Origin of the sequence: Methylobacterium sp. V23 (assembly GCF_002917135.1) — a bacterium.
In the GTDB taxonomy this organism is placed as follows: Bacteria; Pseudomonadota; Alphaproteobacteria; order Rhizobiales; family Beijerinckiaceae; genus Methylobacterium.
The window spans coordinates 12,727-30,694 of record NZ_PDHT01000021.1; the positions used below are offsets into that span (position 1 = coordinate 12,727).

Consider the following 17,968-nt stretch of genomic DNA (forward strand, 5'->3'; position numbering starts at 1 on the left):
GCCCCCGCGACACGTCCTGCCCCTGGCGGCCCTGCTCGGCGGCCTGATGCCGATCGCCGCCGAGGCCGAGACCCGGGAGATCCAGACTCGGGAAGTCCAGACTCGGGAAGTCCAGACCCGGGAGGCTCCACCGGCCGTGACCCTGGAGACCCTGGAGGTCTCGGGCTCCGGCCGGGGCGGCCCGCCGCCCGCCGAGGGCCTCAACCTGCGCAGCGTCGGCCGCAGCGCCAGCCGCCTCGGGCTGACGCCCCTGGAGACCCCCGCCAGCGTCGACGTGATCGCGGGCGAGACCACCCGCCTGCGCGGCCAGAACACCGTGGCGGAGGCCGTCACCCAGAACGCCACCGGCATCACCACGGTGGCGGCGCCGGGCAACGGCAACGGCGCCTTCACGGCCCGGGGCTTCGCCGGCCCGAACTCGATCCAGCAGCTCTACGACGGCACCCGCCTGTTCGTGGGCGCCGGCACCGTGACCTTCCCGTTCGACACCTGGAACGTCGAGCGCATCGAGGTGCTGCGCGGCCCGGCCTCGGTGCTCTACGGCGACGGCGCCATCGGCGGCGTGGTCAACGTGGTGACGAAGAAGCCGGTCTTCACGCCCCTGAACGAGGCCCGCGCGGCCTTGGGCTCGGACGGCCTCGCGCGGCTCGCCCTCGATTCCGGCGGCCCCATCGGCGAGGCCCTGGCCTATCGCCTCAACATCAGCGGCAACCGCGCCGAGGGCTGGATCGCGCCGGACGGCCGCTTCCGCAACCTCGCGGTCTCGGGCGCCCTGACCCTGCAGGCGACGCCGGACCTCGCCGTCACCCTGAGCCATGATTTCGGCTACCAGGAGCCGACCCGCTACTGGGGCACGCCCCTCGTCAACGGGCGCATCCTCGAATCCATCCGGTTCAACAACTACAACGTCCGCGACGCCCAGGTCCTCTGGACCGACAACTGGACGCAGCTGCGCACCGAGTGGACGCCGAGCGCCGACGTTACCGTGCGCAACACCGCCTACCGGCTCCAGAGCCGGCGCCAGTGGCGGGACGTGGAGCAGTACGCCTTCAACCGCGACACCGGGCGGATCGACCGCTCCGACTACCTCGAGATCGACCACAGCCAGGAGCAGATCGGGAACCGCCTCGACGCCACGGTCCGCGGCAGCCTGTTCGGCTTCCGCAACGAGGTCCTGGCCGGGTTCGACGTCAATCACATCGCCTTCCGGCACACCAACAACTTCTTCTTCGACACCCGCACCAGCGTCGATCCCTTCGCCTACGACCCCGGCCTGTTCCCCGCCGAGGGCCGGGCCCGGCCGGCCTACGCCACCCGCACCTCGCAGGCCTCGGTCTTCGCCGAGAACCGCCTGATCCTCTCCGACCAGGTCTCCCTGCTGGCGGGCGTGCGCTACGACGCGCCCGTCCTGCACCGGACCGATCTCGTCACCGGCGCCAGCTTCGACCGCGACTTCCGGGCCCTGAGCTACCGCTTCGGCGCCGTCTACAACCCGACGCCGCTGCTGGCGCTCTATGCCCAGTACGCCACCGCCACCGACCCGGTGGGCAGCCTGATCTCGCTGTCGCAGAGTCTCGCCACCTTCCGGCTCTCCACCGGTGAGCAGGCGGAGGTCGGCGCCAAGGGCGTCGCCTTCGGCGGCCGGGCCGAGTGGACCCTGGCCGGCTACCGCATCGTCAAGGACAACCTGATCTCGACGGTGCCGGGCCAGCCGACGCGCGCGACCCAGGTCGGGCAGCAATCCTCCGTCGGCGTCGAGGCGGCGGTGAGCCTGCACCTCGCCGAGGCCTGGCGCATCGACGCCAACCTGGCGCTGCTGCACGCCCAGTACGACCGCTTCGACCAGGCGGTCGGCGGCACGGTGGTGTCCTTTGCCGGGCGCCAGCCCATCGACGTGCCGGAGCGGGTCGGCAACCTCTGGGTCAATTGGGCCTTCGCCCCGGCCTGGGAGGCGCGGGTCGGCCTGCAGCACGTGGGCGAGACCTTCAGCGACTTCGGCAACCAGGCCCCGCGCCCGGCCTACACCCTGGTCAATGCCGGGCTCGACCACCAGGTCACGCCGGATTCGCGCCTGTCGCTGCGCGCCTACAACCTGTTCGACACGATCTACGCGATCAGCGGCAACGCGGTGAACGGGGTCGGCACCAACTGGCTGCTGGGCCGGCCGCGCTCCGTCGAGGTCGCCTACAGCGTCCGGTTCTGATGCGGCTCAAATCCCTGAAGCGCTGGCTGATCCTCGGCCACCGCTGGCTCGGCATCGCCACGGGCCTGTTCCTCGCCGCCTGGGTGGTGTCGGGACTGGTGATGCTCTACGTGGCCTTTCCGGCCCTGAGCGAGGCCGAGCGCCTGTCCCGCCTCGCGCCGATCGCCTGGGACCGGGTCCTCCTCGGCCCGGACGAGGCCCTGGCCCGGGCCGGCCTCGCGGCGCCCCCCGGCGGCCTCAGCCTGTCGATGCGGGCCGGGGCGCCGGTCTACCAGGTCACCACCCGCGCGGGCGCCCGGCACCCGGTCTCGGCCGAGACCGGGCAGGCCCTCGGCCCCCTCGACGCCGCCGCGGTCCGGGCCCCGTTCGGGCCGGACGCCACCGTGCGGGCGGTGCGCCGGGACCCGTGGACCGTGCGCGACCGCTACGACCCGGTGCGTCCCTTCCACGTGGTGGCGCTCGGGGACGCCGCCGGCACCGAGCTCTACGTCTCGGCCCGCACCGGCGCGGTCGTCCTCGACACCACCCGCCGGGAGCGCCTGTGGAACTGGCTCGGGGCGATCCCGCACTGGTTCTACCCGACCCCCCTGCGCGCGCGGGCCGAGCTCTGGCGCGGCACCGTGCTGTGGGTCTCCGGCCTCGCCACCGCCGGGGTGCTCGGCGGCCTCGTCCTGGGGATCTGGCGCCTGCGCCTGCGCCGGCCCTACGCCTCCGGGGCGGTGACGCCCTATCGCGGGCTCGCCCGCTGGCACCATCTCCTCGGCACCCTCGGGGGCCTGAGCCTCCTGAGCTTCGTCGCCAGCGGCTGGCTCTCCATGAACCCGAACCGCTGGTTCTCGCCCCGCACGCCCCCGGCGGCGATGGGGGAGGCCTATGCGGGCCCTCCGGCGCCGATCGGCCGCGAGGCCCTGGACGGCCTGGCGCGGCCGGGGATCGTCGAGGTCCGGTTCACGCAGGTCGACGGCCGGCCGGTGCGGATCGCCGCCGATGCGCAGGGCCGCCGGCTGGTGGCGCCGGCGCCCCCGGAGGCGGCCCTGCGCGCAGCGGCCGCCCGCGCCCTGCCGGAGGCCCGCATCGCCGGGGTCGAGACCCTGACGGCCCCCGATGCCTACTGGTATCCCCACCACGACACCCGGACGCTGCCGGTCCTGCGGGTGCGCTTCGACGACCCGGCCGCGACCTGGCTGCACATCGACCCCGAGACCGGCGCGCTCCTCGACCGCCTCGATGCCAGCGGCCGGCTCCAGCGCTGGCTGTTCGAGGCGCCCCACCGCCTGGACTTCGCCTTCCTGTTCCAGGCCCGGCCGGCCTGGGACGCGGTGATGTGGCTCCTCAACGGCCTCGGCGCGGGCATCGCCCTCTCGGGCGTGGTGCTGGGCTGGCGCCGCCTGCGCCGCACGGCGGGGATCGGATAGGGGCCCCGCGGCAGGCCGGGCCCGCGATGTCGCACGCTGCAACCGGACCGGGTCCGGCGACTTGACCGGCCGGGCGCGACGGCGCGTGCCAGGAGCGATGCCAGCCATGTCCGCAACCGAGATCCGCCTCGCCCTCGACGCGATCCCGATGGGGGGCATGGCCGAGGGGGCGGCCGGCGACGAGACAGCGCTGTTCGTGCGCGACGCCGCCGGCGTGCGGGCGTTCCAGGCCAAGTGCCCGCATCTCGGCGCGCCGCTGGCCAAGGGCGAGATCTGCGGCGGACGCCTCTACTGCCCCTGGCACAAGGCCGCCTTCGCCCTGGCCGACGGCAGCCTGGAGGAGCCGCCGGCCCTCGACGCCCTGACGCGCTACCCGGTCCGGATCGAGGGGGCGGACGCCGTCGCGACCCTGACGCCGGAGCCGGCCGAGACCGTCCAGATCGAGAAAACCGAGAAAACCGCGGGCGCGCCCGTGGCGCAGGTGCTCGTCGTCGGTTCGGGCGCGGCCGCCGTCGCCTGCGTCAAGACCCTCCGCCGCGAGGGCTATGACGGCCGGATCACCCTGGTGGGCCGCGAGGCGCACCCGCCCTACGACCGGACCAAGCTCTCGAAGCAGTTCCTGGCCAAGCCGACCCCGCCGGACAAGGTGCGGATCGAGCCCGACTTCGACCGGACCAACCGGGTCGAGCGCGTCACCGCGGCGGTCAGCCGCGTCGATCCCGCCCAGCGCAGCGTCACCCTGGCGGACGGCCGGACCCTGACGGCCGACGCGATCCTGGTCGCCACGGGAAGCCGGGCGGTGGTGCCGGACTTCCCCGGCCAGGACCTCGACGGGGTCTTCACCCTGCGCAGCCTCGACGACGCGATCGCCGTGAGCGCGGCGGCGGGCGCGGCCCAATCGGTCGTCGTCGTCGGGGCCGGATTCATCGGCCTGGAGGCCGCCGCGTTCCTGAGGAAGCGCGGGCTCGCCGTCACCGTGCTGGCGCGCGAGGACATCCCCTTCGCCAAGCGCTTCGGCGAGCGGGTGGGCGCGGCGCTGAAGCGGTACCATGCGGGCAACGGCGTCGGCTTCGAGACCGGCTCCGTCGCCGCGATCACCGGCACCGGTCGGGTCGAGGCGGTCGAGACGGAGGACGGACGGCGCCTCCCGGCCGACATCGTGCTCATCGGCGCCGGCGCCAAGCCGGAGACCGGCCTGGTCGCGGGCGTCACGCCCGAGGCGGATGGCGGCCTCACGGTCGGCGGCGACCTCGCCCTCGCGCAGGGCGTCTGGATCGCGGGCGACATCGCCGCCTTCCCGGAGGTGGCGAGCGGCGAGACCGCGCGGATCGAGCATTGGCGCCTCGCGCAGCAGCACGGCACCCATGTGGCCCGGGCCATCCTCGGCCGGGGCGGCGCCTTCGCGGGCGTGCCGTTCTCTGGAGCAACCAGGGCGACAAGCGGCTCGATTACGGCGGCTACGCCAAGGGGTTCGACCGGATCATCCTGCAGGGCGACCCCGACGCCCTCGACTTCATCGCCTATTACGCCACGGGCGACCGGGTGACCGCCGCCTGCAGCATCGGCCGCAACCCGGCCTTCACCGCCTTCCTGCACCTCCTCGGCCTCGGCCGCCTGCCCCCGGCGGCGGCGATCGAGGCCGGCGCGGACCTGCCCGCCCTGGCGCGCGCCTGAGGGGGACACCGGCCGTTCGGGGCTCGCTCCCGAAGGCCGGGACGGGGGGAGGTCCGACGGCCTGCGCCCGGGGGGAGTGGGGAGCGGGGAGCGGTCCGGGAACCTGGCTTCGCCGCCCCGCCGAACGATCCGATGCCAGCAGGGGGATGGGGTGATTTTCGACGACGCTTCCGCGATGGGGATGCTGCAGGCCAAGCTGGACAGGACGTCGGCTCTCGATGCGGACGACCGGGCGGCGCTCCGCGGCCTGCCCTTCACCATCCGTCGCTTCGGCGCCCGGGAAGACATCTTCCGGTCCGGCGAGAAGCCAACCTATTGCTGCCTCGTCTTGGACGGCTGGGTTCACCGCTACGGGACGCTCGGCGACGGCGCGCGACAGATCCTGCTCCTGTATATCCCGGGGGATCTCCCGGACCTGCAGCACCTGTTCCTCCCCCAGCTCGATCACACGCTGGCGAGCATCACGGCGAGTACGCTCGCCTTCGTTCCGCACACCGCGCTCTTCGGGCTGATCGCGCGGCACCCCCGCGTCATGGCCGCCCTCTGGCGCGACACGCTCATCGATACGTCGCTGTATCGCGAGCGGGTGATGTGCCTCGGGCGCCGGTCGGCGATCGGTCGGACGGCCCACTTCGTCTGCGAGATGTATCTGCGCCAGGAGGTGGCCGGGTTGGCCGGCGATCTCTGTTGCCCGATCCCCATCACCCAGGGCCAGATCGCGGATTTCCTCGGGATCACGCCCGTCCATTTCAACCGCTCGCTCGCGGTCCTGCGGTCACGCGGCCTGATCGAGCTGAATGGCCGGACCCTCAGCATCCTCGATCCGCGCCGCTTGATGGACGTGGCCGAGTTCGACGCGACGTTTCTTCACCTGGGCGACGATCTCACGTCGCTGCTGTTCTCGGAATGCCGCGTGCCGGCCGAGTGACGGCCGAGTGACGGCGAAGTAACGGCGGAGTGACGGCGGCCGGGCGTCCCGCCTTCGGCCGACGACGCGCGGCCCCCTTCGCCCGACGATCACGGGTCGATCCGCCTCGGGCGGCGGCTGTGCCGGCCGGCGTCGCGGCGGCGACGGATGTCCCCGAAACGAAGGACGGTCGCTGATCGATCCCGTCCTTCGCGCGTCCGGATAACGCTTTCGTGACCGTAAACAAGTTCGGGCCTGTTCTTGATATTTATCAACGCATCGGGACAGACGAAAAACCGAAGTCGTATCGCAGTCGACATTGGCAGGTTAGGCACCGAACGCTGTATTTCATGCAGCGCGAAGAGGCTTCACCATGAGTTCCAACACGATACTGTGGATCACGACCTTCATCATGCTTGGCGGTGGTCTTCTGATCCTCGTCACGGGCAAGCGCCGCACACCAACCGAGAGCCTTCACACCCTCCTGCACGGGATCGTGCCCATCATCGCGGCGTGCTCGTACCTGGCGATGGCCACCGGCCAGGGCCTCGTGCTCCTGCCGACCACCGACGCCGTGGCGGCCGGGGCCGCGACGCCGACCCGGGTGTTCTACTTCGCGCGCTACATCGACTGGACCTTCACCACGCCGCTGCTCCTGGTCTCGCTCGGGCTGACCGCCATGCGCCACGTGCGCAAGGATTACGGGGCCATCACGGGGGCGGTGCTGGCCGACGTGATGATGATCGTCACGGCGTTCGCCTTCGGCGCCTCGCTGCAGGGCTGGACCAAGTGGACCTGGTTCCTCGTCTCCTGCGTGGCCTTCCTCGGCGTCTACTACGTCATCTGGAAGTCGCAGATGGAGGCCAACGCCGCTGAGCGCGACGACGTCCGGGCGACCTACCGGCGCAATGCCGCGATCCTGTCCGTGGTCTGGCTGGTCTACCCGGTGATCCTGGCGGTGGCCCCCGACGGCCTCGGCCTCGTCGGCGACGCCGCCAGCGTGCTGGTGATCGCGATCCTCGATACCGTCGCCAAGGTCGTCTACGGCTACATGGCCGTGGTCTCGGACACGAAGGCGACGGACCGGGACCTGGCCGAGACTCCGGCGGGCACCACGCCCCTCCGGCGGGCCGCCTGATGCGCGGGCCGGGCGGGCGGGCGCCGCTCCTCCCGCCCGGCGCCGCCCTTCCCTGCGGGATCGCCCTGCCGATCCTGCTGGCCTGCCTGCTCGGGCCATGGTCCGTCCAATGGGTCTGTGCCGTCGGCATCATCGTCGTGCTCGGCGTGCCGCACGGGGCCCTCGACGTCGAGATCGGGCGCACGCTGCTGCGCCGCCGCCTGGGCCGGGCGTGGTTCCCGGCCTTCGCGACTCCCTACCTCGCCTTGGTGGCCGGCGTCCTGGTCGCGTGGCAACGGGTGCCCGAAGCGACGCTGGCGGGCTTCCTGGCGCTCTCCGTCTGGCACTTCGGCACCGAGGAGAGCGAAGGCGGCGGCCTGCCGGCCCTCGTCCGGGGCGGTCTGCCCATCGCGCTCCCCGTCCTGCTCCATCCCGACGCGACGGCGCGGGTCCTGTCCGCGGCCACGGGCTTGGCCTGGACCGTCCCACCCCCGTGGCTGGTCTGGGCGAGCCTGCTGTGGCTGCCGCTGGCGAGCGCATGGGTCGCGCTGGCCATCCGCGAGGGCGACGTCGGTCGGCTGGCCTTGCCGCTGGCCCTGAGCCTCTGTTTCTGGGTTCTGCCGCCCCTCGTCGCCTTCGCCCTCTACTTCGTCGTCGTCCATGCCCCGGCCCATACGGCCGCCCTCATCCGGCATCCCACCCGCGTCCCCCGGGTGCGCGACGGGGCGAGCGCCTGGTGGCGGGCCTTGCCGACGACGCTCCTCACCGTGCTGATCGGTGCGGCCCTGTGGCCGGTCCATCGGGGCGATCCGGCGGTCCGGCTCGTGGGCCTCACGCTGCAACTGCTCGCAGCGTTGACGCTGCCGCACATGCTCCTCGAAGCAGGGCTGACGCGCATGGACCGCTTCGCCGCATGGAAGCCCAACGCAGCAGGCTAGAACAATGGCCGCATCACCCACGGGGCAAATGGAACATCGCAGCGACCCCAGATGTTGGGTGGAATTGTTGTTGAAACGATCGGATCTATAGTTGCACGATCAGATCAAGAACATTTGATGTCGAAGAAAATCACTGTTCAATCCAGATTTTCGACCCAAACCCAAGCAAGAAAGTGAAGCCTCATGGTCGGTATCGTCGTCGTCACGGGGGCAGGCGCGGGGGTCGGCCGCGCCACGGTGGACGCGTTCGCGCGTCGGGGTTACGACGTCGCCCTCCTGTCCCGGGATCCCGGCCGGCTGGAGCGCGCGGCGGCGGCGGTCCGGGGGTACGGCGTGCGGGCCTTGGCCGTGCCCACCGATGTCGCCGATGCCGAGGCCGTCGAACGCGCCGCCGATCGCGTCGAGGCGGAACTCGGCCCGATCGACATCTGGGTCAACGTGGCCATGGCGACCGTCTTCGCGCCCGTCCACGAACTGACGCCGGCCGAAGCCGAGCGCGCCACCCAGGTGACCTATCTCGGCCAGGTCTACGGAATGATGAGTGCGCTGAAGCGGATGCGCCCCCGCAATCGCGGCACCATCATCAACGTGGGCTCAGCGCTGGCCTACCGCTCCGTGCCGCTGCAGGCGCTCTATTGCGGGGCGAAATCGGCGATCCGGGGCTTCACGGATTCCCTGCGCTCCGAGTTGATCCACGACAAGCTCGCGATCCAGCTCACCACGGTCGACCTGCCGGCGGTGAATACGCCGCAATTCGATTGGGCGATGAACAAGATGGGCCGCCGTGCCCAGCCCGTCCCGCCGATCTACCAGCCCGAGGTCCCGGCGCGCGCCATCGTCTTCGCGGCGGAGCACCGCCGCCGGGAGGTCTGGGTCGGCTACCCCACCGTCCAGGCGATCCTCGCCAACCGCATCGCGCCCGGGCTGCTGGACCGCTACCTCGCCAGGACGGGCTACAGCAGCCAGCTGACGGACAGGCGCCTGCCGGGCAATGCCCCGGCCAATCTGTTCGCGCCGGTGCCCGGCGATTACGGCGCCCATGGCCGCTTCGACGCGCGTGCCCGCTCCGGAAGCTGGGAGATGTTCACCGACCGTCATCGCACGGGCTTCTTCGCGGCCGCCGCCCTCGGCGCGGTCGTCGGGCTGCATCTCCTCGCCAAGAAATATCGGGTCTGACCCGTCGCCAAGAAATATCGGGTCTGACCCGTCGCCAAGACATATCGGGTCTGACCCGTCCGCGGGCATCCAGGCCGGCGCCGGCTCCCACCACCGGTGGGGTCTCCGGCGCCGTCAGGTCTCCCGGCCGGCTCAGTCCGGCGCACGGATCTCGGTGTCGCGGCACAGGTCGGCCGCCTCCGCCATCGCCGCGCGGCCCTGGCGCAGGGCGGCCTCCGCGTCGGGCAGGGAGTAGGGGGCGCTCCGCACCGCCTGGTCCGCCTCCCGGACGGTCCAGCGGTAGCGGGTGGCGTCCTCGGGGCAGGGCTCAACGTCCAGGGTGAGGGGACCCATCGCTTCGCGCGCCATCGTGACCTCCTGCGGTGCCGGGTTCGCGGTCCTCGGCGGACGGGGGACAGTCGGGAAAGTCCATCCAGTCCGTGAAGGCGTCGGCGGGGTAGCTGTGCTGGCAGGAGGCGACGTGCCAGGGCCGCGGATCGCTGAGGCCCGCCGGATCCCAGCGGATCACCGCGCGCCGGTCCGGGTCGGACCGGTGGATCGCGATGATCCAGCGTCCGTCATGCGGGGCCCGATCCATCGCCCTCCAGGTGCGCATCCTGCTTCTCCCCCCTCCGAGGCCACAGGAACGCACGAACCGACAGAACCGTTCGGACCGCCGTTCGGAGCGCCTGCCCTTCGGACCGACCCCGGCGCCGGGGCCGGGGCCGGGGTCGGCCGAAGGGCTTCAGAGGACCGGCATCGCCCCGGCCACGGTGACGAGGGCGCCGGAGGTGTAGCTGCTCTCGGCCGAGGCCAGCATCACGTAGGCGGAGGCGAGCTCCGCCGGCTGGCCCGGGCGCCCGAACGGGACCTGGCTGCCGAAGGACGTCACCGAATCCTCACTCATCCCCGCCGGGATGAACGGCGTCCAGATCGGCCCCGGCAGGACGCCGTTCACCCGGACGCCCTTCTCGGCCAGGAGCTGCGCCAGGCTCACGACCATGTTGCTGAGCGCTCCCTTGGTGGCGCTGTAGGCCATCAGCGAGGGCATCGGGTGCTTGGAGTTCACCGAGGAGGTGAAGATCACCGAGGCCCCGGGCTTCAGGTGGGGCAGGGCGGCCTTGGTCACGTAGAACGGCCCGAACACGTTGGTGCGGAAATGGTCCTCGAAGACCGCGTCCTCGATGGTGTCGAGCCCCTGGTTCGGCTGCTGGAAGGCGCCGTTGTTCACCAGCACGTCGAGGCGGCCGAACGCGGCGACCGTGCGCGCCACGAGGTCGCGGCCATGGGCCCGGTCCTTCAGGTCGCCCGGCAGCAGCAGGGCGCGCCGGCCCGCCTTCTCGATCCAGCCGGCCACCGCCTCGGCATCCGCCTGCTCCTCGGGCAGGTAGGCGATCGCCACGTCGGCGCCCTCGCGGGCGAAGGCGATGGCCACCGCCCGGCCGATGCCGGAATCGCCGCCGGTGATCAGCGCGGCCTGGCCCGTCAGCTTGCCCGAGCCGCGGTAGCTCTCCTCGCCGTGATCGGGCTCAGGCACCATCTTGCCGGTCTTGCCGGGGAAGCTCTGCGGCTGGGCCTCGAAGGGCGGGCCGGGATAGGTCGTCAGGGGGTTGTCGGTCACGCGGCATCTCCGATGGAATGCCGCGTCAACCGGAGGGCGCGTCGCGGCGTTCCCGGCACGCGATGCCGCGCGACCTCGCCGCGATCATCCTGGTATACCGCGCGCCGCCAGACCGGCGACGCCGTCCCGCCCGAGGGCGATCCGGTGGTCGACCGCCTCGGCCGAGAGCCCGATCAGCGCCCCGGCGGCGACGTCCACCGGAAAGTGCGCGCCGCGCAGGACCTGGACCGCCACGACCCCGAGGGCCGCCGCCGTCGCCACGCCCCGGATCTCGGGATAGGCCCGGCCCGCCGCCGTCGCCACCGCGACGCTCAGGGCCGAGTGACCCGAGGGAAACGACTGCCAGGGCCCGACATTCGGCCCGAACCAGCCCTTCTCGTAGAGGCCCTCATCCATCAGCACGTTGGGCCGGGTCCGGTGCACGACGCGCTTCACCGTGGTCTTGGTGACCGCCGCCAGCATGCCGGAGACGAGCATGTGCCGGCCGGCCTCGGCCAGACGCGGGTCCCGCCTCAGCACGCCGAGGGCGAGGGTCCCGCCGGAGAGCGCGAGCAGCCACTTCCAGCCGCCCGCCTCGCTGGCCGCCGCCAGGGCCCGCACCCGGCGGGTGTCCTTGGCGCGCGCGAGCGAAACGCCGAGACGGATGTCCGCCGCTTCGAGGCGCCGACCCATCCCGACCGATCCATCCGTCATCCGTTCGTCCGCCATCCCCGAGAAGCACGGCCGTAAACGCGGTCCCCGGCGGATCGTTCGCGGCACTGCCGACGATCACGGCCGCCGGCGGTCCGTCTCCGTGCAGGACCCGATGGGCCGGTTCGCCCTGGCAGGCCTGGACGATCCATCAAACATCAAGACTTCGCACTGAGCCGGCTTCGGTCCCGAAGATAACGCCACGTCGTCACGACGAATCTGCAGGATTCGATGGCTGCCGGCCATGATCCCGTCACCTTCGCGTCGGATGGCGAGGCATCACGTGACAAGCGCTTGCCGTCCTGCGGACGAGGGCGGATCGCCACGGGGCGAGCGCATGAGGGTTGTTGGAAGCATGACGAATCGATCCACCATCGCAGGCGCCGCGCGCCGGCTGGCGCCCCTGGCTGGGCTCGTTGCCGCCGTTCTGCCGGGCCTCGCACTGGCTGCCGCCCCCAACGACGCCAGCGGCACCTGGCTCACCGAGGACGGGCGCGCCCGTATCCGCACCGAGCGGTGCGGACCGCAGAACTCCAACCTGTGCGGCTACGTCGTCTGGCTGAAGGTGCCCCTGAACGACCAGGGCCAGCCCCGCATCGACTTCAAGAATCCCGATCCGAAGAAGCAGGCCCGTCCCTCCCTGGGGCTTCAGCTGATCATGGGCCTGAAGCCGCAGCCGGACGGCCATTACGGCGGCAAGATCTACAACGCCGACGAAGGCAAGTTCTACGACGTGACGATGTGGTCCGACCAGCCGACGGAACTGTCGGTGCGCGGCTGCCTCCTCGGCTTCCTCTGCGGCTCGCAGACCTGGAACCGGGTCAACGACGTGGTGCCGGGCCAGCTCACCGGCCCGACCAACGGCCCGGGCGGCCCTCGCGCCGATGCGGAATGGGCTCCCAAGGCAGCGCCGACCGCCGGAGCAGGTGCGTCCGCCGCGACGGGTACGGCCAAGACGTCCGCGCCCAAGCCGGCGCCCAAGCCGGGTGCCGCTCCGGCGGCGGCACCCGCCGAGTAGTCCAGCGCCGCATCGCGCCAGGAGTCATCGAACGCCGCCGTCCCGCCTCGGGCCGGCGGCGTTTCGCGTATCCGGGGGCCTCAATCCACCAGGGCGGCGTAGGTCAGCACGCGCAACTCGCGCCGCAGCGGCAGGGCCGAGGAAGGGATCAGCTGCGTCAGCAGCACCACCGCGAGATCCTCGGCCGGGTCGACCCAGAAGGCGGTGCTGGCAAGTCCGCCCCACGCCACCTCGCCCGGCGTACCGACGATCTGGGCGCGCGCCGGATCGAGCATCACCGAGAAGCCGAGACCGAAGCCGATCCCCGTATAGGCGGTCTCGGAGAAGCGCGGCTGGCCCATCGACGCCAAATCCCCGTCGAGGTGATTCATCAGCATGAGGTCGACGGTCTTGCGCCCGAGAAGCCGCGTCCCCTCGAGTTCGCCGCGCCCGAGGAGGAAGCGGCAGAAGCGCATGTAGTCGGACGCGGTCGAGACGAGCCCGCCGCCGCCCGAGGCCACCGCCGGCGGGCGGGCGAAGCGACTGCCGACCGCATCGTCGTAGAGCTTCAGCGTCCGGTCCCGGAACAGGCTGTAATTGGCGGCCAGACGCGGCAGCTTGTCGGCCGACACGGAGAAGTCCGTGTCGATCATGCCGAGGGGGCCGAGCACCCGCTGCCGCAGGAAATCGGCGAAGTCCTGGCCGGAGACGACGGCCACGAGGTGTCCGAGGACATCCGTGGCCACCGAATAGTTCCACTCGGCGCCCGGCTGGGCGAGGAGCGGCTGCCGGGCCAGCCGGCCCACCACCTCGGCGAGGCTCGCCTCCTGGGTCTCGCCGAAATCGACGCCGTTCTGGCGATACAGGGCATCGACGAGGGTCGCCTCCATGAAGCCGTAGGTCAGGCCGGAGGTGTGGGTCAGGAGGTCGCGGATCGTGATGAGGCGACGGGCTGGCTCGCTGTCGAATTTCGCCCGATTGCCGCCGGTGAGAACCCGCAGATCGGAAAATTCCGGCAGGAACCGGGTGATCGGGTCGTCGAGTTGGAAGCGGCCCTCCTCATAGAGCATCATCACCGCCACCGAGGTCAGCGGCTTCGTCATCGAGTAGATGCGCGCGATGGTGTCGGGGGCGAAGGGCACGTCACGCGCGATGTCGGCGCGGCCATGGGCCCGGAAGAAGGCCGTCCGGCCACCGCGGGCCAGCATCACCGACAGGCCTGCGACCTTGCCGTCATCGACGAGACGGCGCATCCAGCCGTCGATCCGCTCGAGGCGGTCCGGGCAGAGCCCCAGGGCCCGCGGCTCGCTTGCGATCTCACCGTGCATCACACCTGCTCCGTCCCTGGCTGCGTCCCCTGCTGACCGGACTTGGCATACCGGCGCGGCCGAGCGGCGCAAACCCCGGCGTGCGCCAGCACGCAGACGCGATCCACCGCATAACCCCATTCCGCTTTACAGGCTTCCTGGCGCCCCCAGGTCGGCGGGTCGCGGCTCCCGAAGCCGCCCACGCGCCTGAACGGTAAGCTTTGCGCACGGACCATGCTCCGGTCCATGGAACAGCCATGATCCACCTGATCTTCAGTCTGCCTTGCCTCTATGTCGTTGCCCGGGGCGTCTGGCCGCTCCCCTGGCCACTCCCGCTCAAGCTCGGTCTCGCCGCAATCCTGCTGGTCGCCTCACAGTACCACCTGTGGAGCCGCCTCTCCTCGGGATCCGTGTTCTCCCCCGAATTCCCGCGGCCGGTCGTCATGCTGTTCAGCGGGGCATTCGGCGCGATCATCCTGCTGGCCCTGCTGCTGGTCGCGTTCGATGCCGCGGCCCTGGTCTCCCTGGCCCTGCCCGGCGGTGGTTGGGAAGTTCCCACCGCGTGGCGCATCGGAGTCGCCCTGGCGGTCGCGCTGCTGGCGGCGGTCGCGGTGCAGCAGGCCGTGCGCGTGCCGCCCCTGAAGGACGTCGCCGTCGCGGTCAGGGACCTGCCGCTGGGCTTCGAGGGATACACCATCCTCCATCTCACCGACCTACACATCAGCCGCCTGTTCCCAGCGAGCTGGGCACAGGCGGTCGTCACGCGCGCCAACGGGCTCGATACGGACGTGATCCTGGTCACGGGGGATTTCATCGACGGTTCGTTCGCGGCCCGGCAAGCCGACGTGGAGCCGCTGCGCCACCTGACGGCACGAGACGGCGTCTGGGCCATCCCCGGCAACCACGAGTACTTCTTCGACGTCGAGACCTGGATGCGCCACTTTGCTGGCATGGGAATGCACATCCTCGCCAATGCCCATGCGGTCGTGACCCGCGGCGGTGACGCGCTGGTGCTGGCGGGGGTCACCGACCGCTCGGCGCCCGCCATCGGCCATCCAGGGCCCGACTTGGATGCCGCCCTGGCCGGTGCGCCCGCGAATACGCCGATTGTGCTCCTCGATCACCAGCCGGCGAATGCCCCTCGGGCCGCCGCACGCGGCGTGGCGCTGCAGCTCTCCGGCCACACCCACGGTGGCATGATCGTCGGGCTGGACCGGCTCGTGGCGCGCGGCAACAACGGATTCGTCTCTGGCGCCTACCGGGTGGGTGGCATGACCCTCTACGTCAACAACGGAACGGGCCTGTGGGCCGGCTTCGCGCTCCGCCTCGGCCGCCCCTCCGAGCTAACTCGCATCACCCTGCGTCGTACCTCCTGAGGGAGAGGGCGCTCATGCCAGGCGTCCCCGACGCAGTCCGGCCAGGCCTGGATGGGCGGCGCTCCCATTCAGCCCACCCGCACTTCACCACCCCATCGTGCCGGGGCCGCCCTTGAACGGGCCGACGATGCCGGGTGTGATCCAGCCGCCGTAGAAGCCGCCGGGCTGCGGCGTCACAAGCGCGTCGCCGACGAAGCAGGCCTCCATTGGACCGGCATAGAAGGCGATGTAGCCCGTGATCGCGGTGCAGTCCGGCGTGGGGTCGGGGTACGCCCAGGCCGCGCCCTCGGCGCGGAACCCGCCCGCCGCGACGTCGTACAGGACGGCGCGCCCCTTCCACTCGCAGATGCCGGCCCGGCGGGCGGGCCCGAGCACCCCGGCCACCACATCGCCGGGCGGAAAGTAGTAAGTCGGAGGATGGCTGGTCTCCAGCACCCGGTATCCGGCACCGGTCTCGGCGATGGCCCGGCCGGCGAGTACAACCCGCAGCCGCTCGGGGACCCTCTCCGGGCGGGGCGGGCGTGGGTAGTCCCAGACGCTCTGCTCGTTCGGGCCGGGCGGGATCGGGGTGGGCCACATGCGAGCGGGACCTTGCCTCACAGGGATCGGACGGTCGAACAGATAGGGCAGGGTGTTGCGCCCGACCTGTTTTCCGACCTCCCAATTTCCCGATCCCGCGTTTTCCCCTGGCGCAGGGCATGCTAGCGCAGGCCCGGATCAGACGAAGGGACAACCTGCGTGACCGACCCAACCGCCTTCGCCCTCTATCTCGACTTCGACGGCACCCTGGTGGAGATCGCGCCGAAGCCCGACCAGGTCCGGGTCGATCCCGCCCTCGCTCCGGCCCTGGAGAAGCTGCGCACTCGGCTCGGAGGCGCCCTCGCCATCGTCACGGGCCGGCCCATCCGGGTGATCGACGATTTCCTGGTCCCCGCCCGCTTCGATGTCGCTGGCCTGCACGGGGTCGAGCGGCGCGTCGACGGCGTCGTCTCGGGCGGCTCCGCCGAGGATCACCCTGCGCTGCGCGCCCAGGTACCGGCCCTGCATGCGGCCGTAACCGACCTCGAACACGTGCTCATCGAGGACAAGGGCGCCTCCGTGGCGGTGCATTGGCGCCTCGCTACCCCGAGCGATGCCGCCGCGGGGGAAGAGGCCGTGAAGGCGGCCGCCGTCGCCCTCGGATCCGCCTATCGGCTCCAGCTCGGCAAGGCGGTGGGCGAGATCGTGCCCGCCTCCGCCACCAAGGGCCACGCCATCCGGGCGCTTGCCGAGAACCCGCCCTATGCCGGCCGCCGGGCAATCTTTCTCGGAGACGACCTCACCGATGAGAAGGCCTTCGCGGTGATCAACGAGACCGGCGGCGTCAGCGTCCGGATCGGCGGGGCCGAGACGATCGCCTCCCGCCGCCTCATCGATCCCGAGGATGTGCGCCGCCTGCTCTATGCCTGGGCCGAGGGAGCACCGATCGACCCCGACGCCCTGCCGGCCGCCTGAGCGGCGTTTCACGACCAATCCCTCAATCCCCGTTCCCCGGGGGACAGACGGAAGCGACGCACATGTTCGAATTTCCCGTCCTCGTCGGCGACATCGGTGGCACCAACGCCCGCTTCGCCCTGGTCCCCGAGGTGGGGGCAAAGCCGGTCCTCCTCTCCCACGAGGAGACGGCGGGACACCCCGATCCCAGTGCCGCCATCCGCGCCTCCCTGGCCAAGGGGAGCGGCGCCGCACCGCGCTCGGCCATCCTGGCTGTGGCGGCCCGGGTCGACGGGCCGGCAGTGCAACTCACCAATGCCCATTGGGTGATCGAGGGCGCCCGGATCGGGCAGGATTTCGGCCTGTCGCGCTCGGTGGTGGTCAACGACTACGTGCCCGTGGCGGCCGGTGCTGCCGGGATCAGCCCCTCCGAGCTGACGCCCATCGGCCCGGACCGCGAGGAGGGCCGGGCCGGCGATCAGGGTGCGCGCCTCGTCCTTGGGCCCGGCACCGGGTTCGGTGCGGCAGCCCTTTTGCCGGTGGGTCGGCGTCTGGTCATCGTCTCGACCGAGAGCGGCCACGTGGATTTCGGGCCGACTTCGCCGGCCGAGCTCGCCCTGTGGCCGCATCTCGAACGGGTCGAGGGCCGCATCACCGTCGAGACCCTCCTGTCCGGCCCCGGCCTGACCCGGCTCCATGCGGGCCTGCACCGGCTGCGCACCGGTGCGGACGGCCCGCGCCTCGACCCGGCTGCAGTCACGGAGGCTGGGCTTACCGGCGCGGACCCGGACGCGGCGGCGGCCCTCAACCTGTTTTCCAAGTTCCTGGGCCGCGTCTGTGGTGATCTCGCGCTCACCTTCCTGGCCACCGGAGGCGTCTATATCGGCGGCGGCATCGCGCCCCGCATCATCGACGTGCTCCGGCGCGGCGCCTTCCGTGCCGCCTTCGAGTACAAGCCCCCCTTCGTGGCGCAGATGGAGGCGATTCCGACGAGCGTCATCGCCGTGCACGATCCCGCGCTGACGGGCCTCGCCGCCCTCGCGAGCCAGCCAGACCGGTTCGACTATCACGGCCAGCTGTGGCAGGCGCCCTGAC

16 protein-coding genes and 1 pseudogene are annotated in these 17,968 nt (G+C 71.6%); 12 read left to right on the forward strand and 5 right to left on the reverse strand.

Annotation, left to right across the window (positions count from 1 at the left end; genetic code table 11):
- Positions 1 to 46: 46 nt before the first annotated feature.
- The 8 genes and pseudogenes from CRT23_RS18695 to CRT23_RS18725 all read left to right on the forward strand — a co-directional run bounded on the left by CRT23_RS18695 (position 47) and on the right by CRT23_RS18725 (position 9,430).
- Positions 47 to 2,203, forward strand: a complete 2,157-nt coding sequence (locus CRT23_RS18695) for a TonB-dependent siderophore receptor (RefSeq protein WP_103711112.1) — start codon at positions 47 to 49, stop codon at positions 2,201 to 2,203.
- Entirely contained in the window at positions 2,203 to 3,618 is a 1,416-nt protein-coding gene (locus CRT23_RS18700; protein WP_181017385.1) for a PepSY domain-containing protein, read from the forward strand. The genes CRT23_RS18695 and CRT23_RS18700 overlap by 1 nt, the downstream gene beginning before the upstream one ends.
- Positions 3,619 to 3,775: 157 nt before the next feature.
- Positions 3,776 to 4,918 (forward strand): annotated as a pseudogene (locus tag CRT23_RS18705) (FAD-dependent oxidoreductase); the annotation flags it as partial.
- 35 nt (positions 4,919 to 4,953) lie between these two features.
- Positions 4,954 to 5,292: an oxidoreductase C-terminal domain-containing protein gene (locus tag CRT23_RS29205; RefSeq protein ID WP_245436350.1), complete on the forward strand. Its 339-nt coding sequence runs from the start codon at positions 4,954 to 4,956 to the stop codon at positions 5,290 to 5,292.
- 151 nt (positions 5,293 to 5,443) lie between these two features.
- On the forward strand, positions 5,444 to 6,220 hold the full coding sequence (locus CRT23_RS18710) for a Crp/Fnr family transcriptional regulator (protein ID WP_245436351.1): 777 nt from the start codon (positions 5,444 to 5,446) through the stop codon (positions 6,218 to 6,220).
- Positions 6,221 to 6,572: 352 nt separating this feature from the next.
- Positions 6,573 to 7,337, forward strand: a complete 765-nt coding sequence (locus CRT23_RS18715) for a bacteriorhodopsin (protein WP_103711018.1) — start codon at positions 6,573 to 6,575, stop codon at positions 7,335 to 7,337.
- Positions 7,337 to 8,254 (forward strand): Brp/Blh family beta-carotene 15,15'-dioxygenase, encoded by a 918-nt coding sequence (locus CRT23_RS18720; RefSeq protein ID WP_103711020.1) that lies wholly within the window; start codon positions 7,337 to 7,339, stop codon positions 8,252 to 8,254. The genes CRT23_RS18715 and CRT23_RS18720 overlap by 1 nt, the downstream gene beginning before the upstream one ends.
- Positions 8,255 to 8,437: 183 nt before the next feature.
- Positions 8,438 to 9,430 carry an SDR family oxidoreductase gene (locus tag CRT23_RS18725; RefSeq protein ID WP_103711022.1) on the forward strand — a complete coding sequence of 331 codons (993 nt, stop codon included), beginning with the start codon at positions 8,438 to 8,440 and terminating at the stop codon, positions 9,428 to 9,430.
- Positions 9,431 to 9,562: 132 nt separating this feature from the next.
- Here CRT23_RS18725 and CRT23_RS18730 read toward each other — a convergent pair whose 3' ends face one another.
- The 3 genes from CRT23_RS18730 to CRT23_RS18745 form a co-directional block, all read right to left on the reverse strand.
- On the reverse strand, positions 9,563 to 9,778 hold the full coding sequence (locus CRT23_RS18730) for a hypothetical protein (protein ID WP_055951130.1): 216 nt from the start codon (positions 9,776 to 9,778) through the stop codon (positions 9,563 to 9,565).
- 376 nt (positions 9,779 to 10,154) lie between these two features.
- The gene (locus tag CRT23_RS18740; RefSeq protein WP_103711024.1) at positions 10,155 to 11,030 is read right to left on the reverse strand and encodes an SDR family oxidoreductase; all 876 of its coding nucleotides are present in this window, start codon (positions 11,028 to 11,030) and stop codon (positions 10,155 to 10,157) included.
- 84 nt (positions 11,031 to 11,114) lie between these two features.
- Positions 11,115 to 11,723 carry a phosphatase PAP2 family protein gene (locus CRT23_RS18745; RefSeq protein WP_245436353.1) on the reverse strand — a complete coding sequence of 203 codons (609 nt, stop codon included), beginning with the start codon at positions 11,721 to 11,723 and terminating at the stop codon, positions 11,115 to 11,117.
- Between the two features lie 352 nt (positions 11,724 to 12,075).
- Here CRT23_RS18745 and CRT23_RS18750 point away from each other — a divergent pair, with 352 nt between their 5' ends.
- Positions 12,076 to 12,738 carry a DUF2147 domain-containing protein gene (locus CRT23_RS18750; protein WP_055951124.1) on the forward strand — a complete coding sequence of 221 codons (663 nt, stop codon included), beginning with the start codon at positions 12,076 to 12,078 and terminating at the stop codon, positions 12,736 to 12,738.
- Positions 12,739 to 12,818: 80 nt separating this feature from the next.
- Here the strand turns inward: CRT23_RS18750 and CRT23_RS18755 are convergent, their stop codons facing one another.
- Complete coding sequence (locus CRT23_RS18755; RefSeq protein ID WP_103711026.1) at positions 12,819 to 14,045, reverse strand: serine hydrolase domain-containing protein; 1,227 nt, start codon at positions 14,043 to 14,045, stop codon at positions 12,819 to 12,821.
- A gap of 236 nt (positions 14,046 to 14,281) precedes the next feature.
- Between CRT23_RS18755 and CRT23_RS18765 the strand changes: the two genes are divergently transcribed.
- Positions 14,282 to 15,400 (forward strand): metallophosphoesterase, encoded by a 1,119-nt coding sequence (locus CRT23_RS18765; protein WP_103711030.1) that lies wholly within the window; start codon positions 14,282 to 14,284, stop codon positions 15,398 to 15,400.
- Between the two features lie 84 nt (positions 15,401 to 15,484).
- Here CRT23_RS18765 and CRT23_RS18770 read toward each other — a convergent pair whose 3' ends face one another.
- Positions 15,485 to 15,979, reverse strand: coding sequence for a DUF427 domain-containing protein (locus tag CRT23_RS18770; protein ID WP_103711031.1), 495 nt, complete (start codon positions 15,977 to 15,979; stop codon positions 15,485 to 15,487).
- Positions 15,980 to 16,138: 159 nt separating this feature from the next.
- On the opposite strand from CRT23_RS18770, the gene otsB reads away from it, so the two are divergent.
- Positions 16,139 to 16,894, forward strand: coding sequence for a trehalose-phosphatase (gene otsB, locus CRT23_RS18775; RefSeq protein ID WP_103711033.1), 756 nt, complete (start codon positions 16,139 to 16,141; stop codon positions 16,892 to 16,894).
- Positions 16,895 to 16,956: 62 nt separating this feature from the next.
- Positions 16,957 to 17,967, forward strand: a complete 1,011-nt coding sequence (locus CRT23_RS18780) for a glucokinase (RefSeq protein ID WP_103711035.1) — start codon at positions 16,957 to 16,959, stop codon at positions 17,965 to 17,967.
- The last annotated feature ends 1 nt before the right edge of the window (position 17,968 follow it).

What these genes read in the sequence shown, in the direction of transcription:
- CRT23_RS18695 (WP_103711112.1), top strand. Translation starts at nt 47, where the DNA reads ATGCCGATCGCCGCCGAGGCCGAGACCCGGGAGATCCAGACTCGGGAA.
- CRT23_RS18725 (WP_103711022.1), top strand. Translation starts at nt 8,438, where the DNA reads ATGGTCGGTATCGTCGTCGTCACGGGGGCAGGCGCGGGGGTCGGCCGC.
- CRT23_RS18700 (WP_181017385.1), top strand. Translation starts at nt 2,203, where the DNA reads ATGCGGCTCAAATCCCTGAAGCGCTGGCTGATCCTCGGCCACCGCTGG.
- CRT23_RS18715 (WP_103711018.1), top strand. Translation starts at nt 6,573, where the DNA reads ATGAGTTCCAACACGATACTGTGGATCACGACCTTCATCATGCTTGGC.
- CRT23_RS18720 (WP_103711020.1), top strand. Translation starts at nt 7,337, where the DNA reads ATGCGCGGGCCGGGCGGGCGGGCGCCGCTCCTCCCGCCCGGCGCCGCC.
- CRT23_RS18770 (WP_103711031.1), bottom strand. Translation starts at nt 15,979, where the DNA reads ATGTGGCCCACCCCGATCCCGCCCGGCCCGAACGAGCAGAGCGTCTGG.
- CRT23_RS18745 (WP_245436353.1), bottom strand. Translation starts at nt 11,723, where the DNA reads ATGACGGATGGATCGGTCGGGATGGGTCGGCGCCTCGAAGCGGCGGAC.
- CRT23_RS18755 (WP_103711026.1), bottom strand. Translation starts at nt 14,045, where the DNA reads ATGCACGGTGAGATCGCAAGCGAGCCGCGGGCCCTGGGGCTCTGCCCG.
- CRT23_RS18780 (WP_103711035.1), top strand. Translation starts at nt 16,957, where the DNA reads ATGTTCGAATTTCCCGTCCTCGTCGGCGACATCGGTGGCACCAACGCC.
- CRT23_RS18730 (WP_055951130.1), bottom strand. Translation starts at nt 9,778, where the DNA reads ATGGCGCGCGAAGCGATGGGTCCCCTCACCCTGGACGTTGAGCCCTGC.
- CRT23_RS18765 (WP_103711030.1), top strand. Translation starts at nt 14,282, where the DNA reads ATGATCCACCTGATCTTCAGTCTGCCTTGCCTCTATGTCGTTGCCCGG.
- CRT23_RS18750 (WP_055951124.1), top strand. Translation starts at nt 12,076, where the DNA reads ATGACGAATCGATCCACCATCGCAGGCGCCGCGCGCCGGCTGGCGCCC.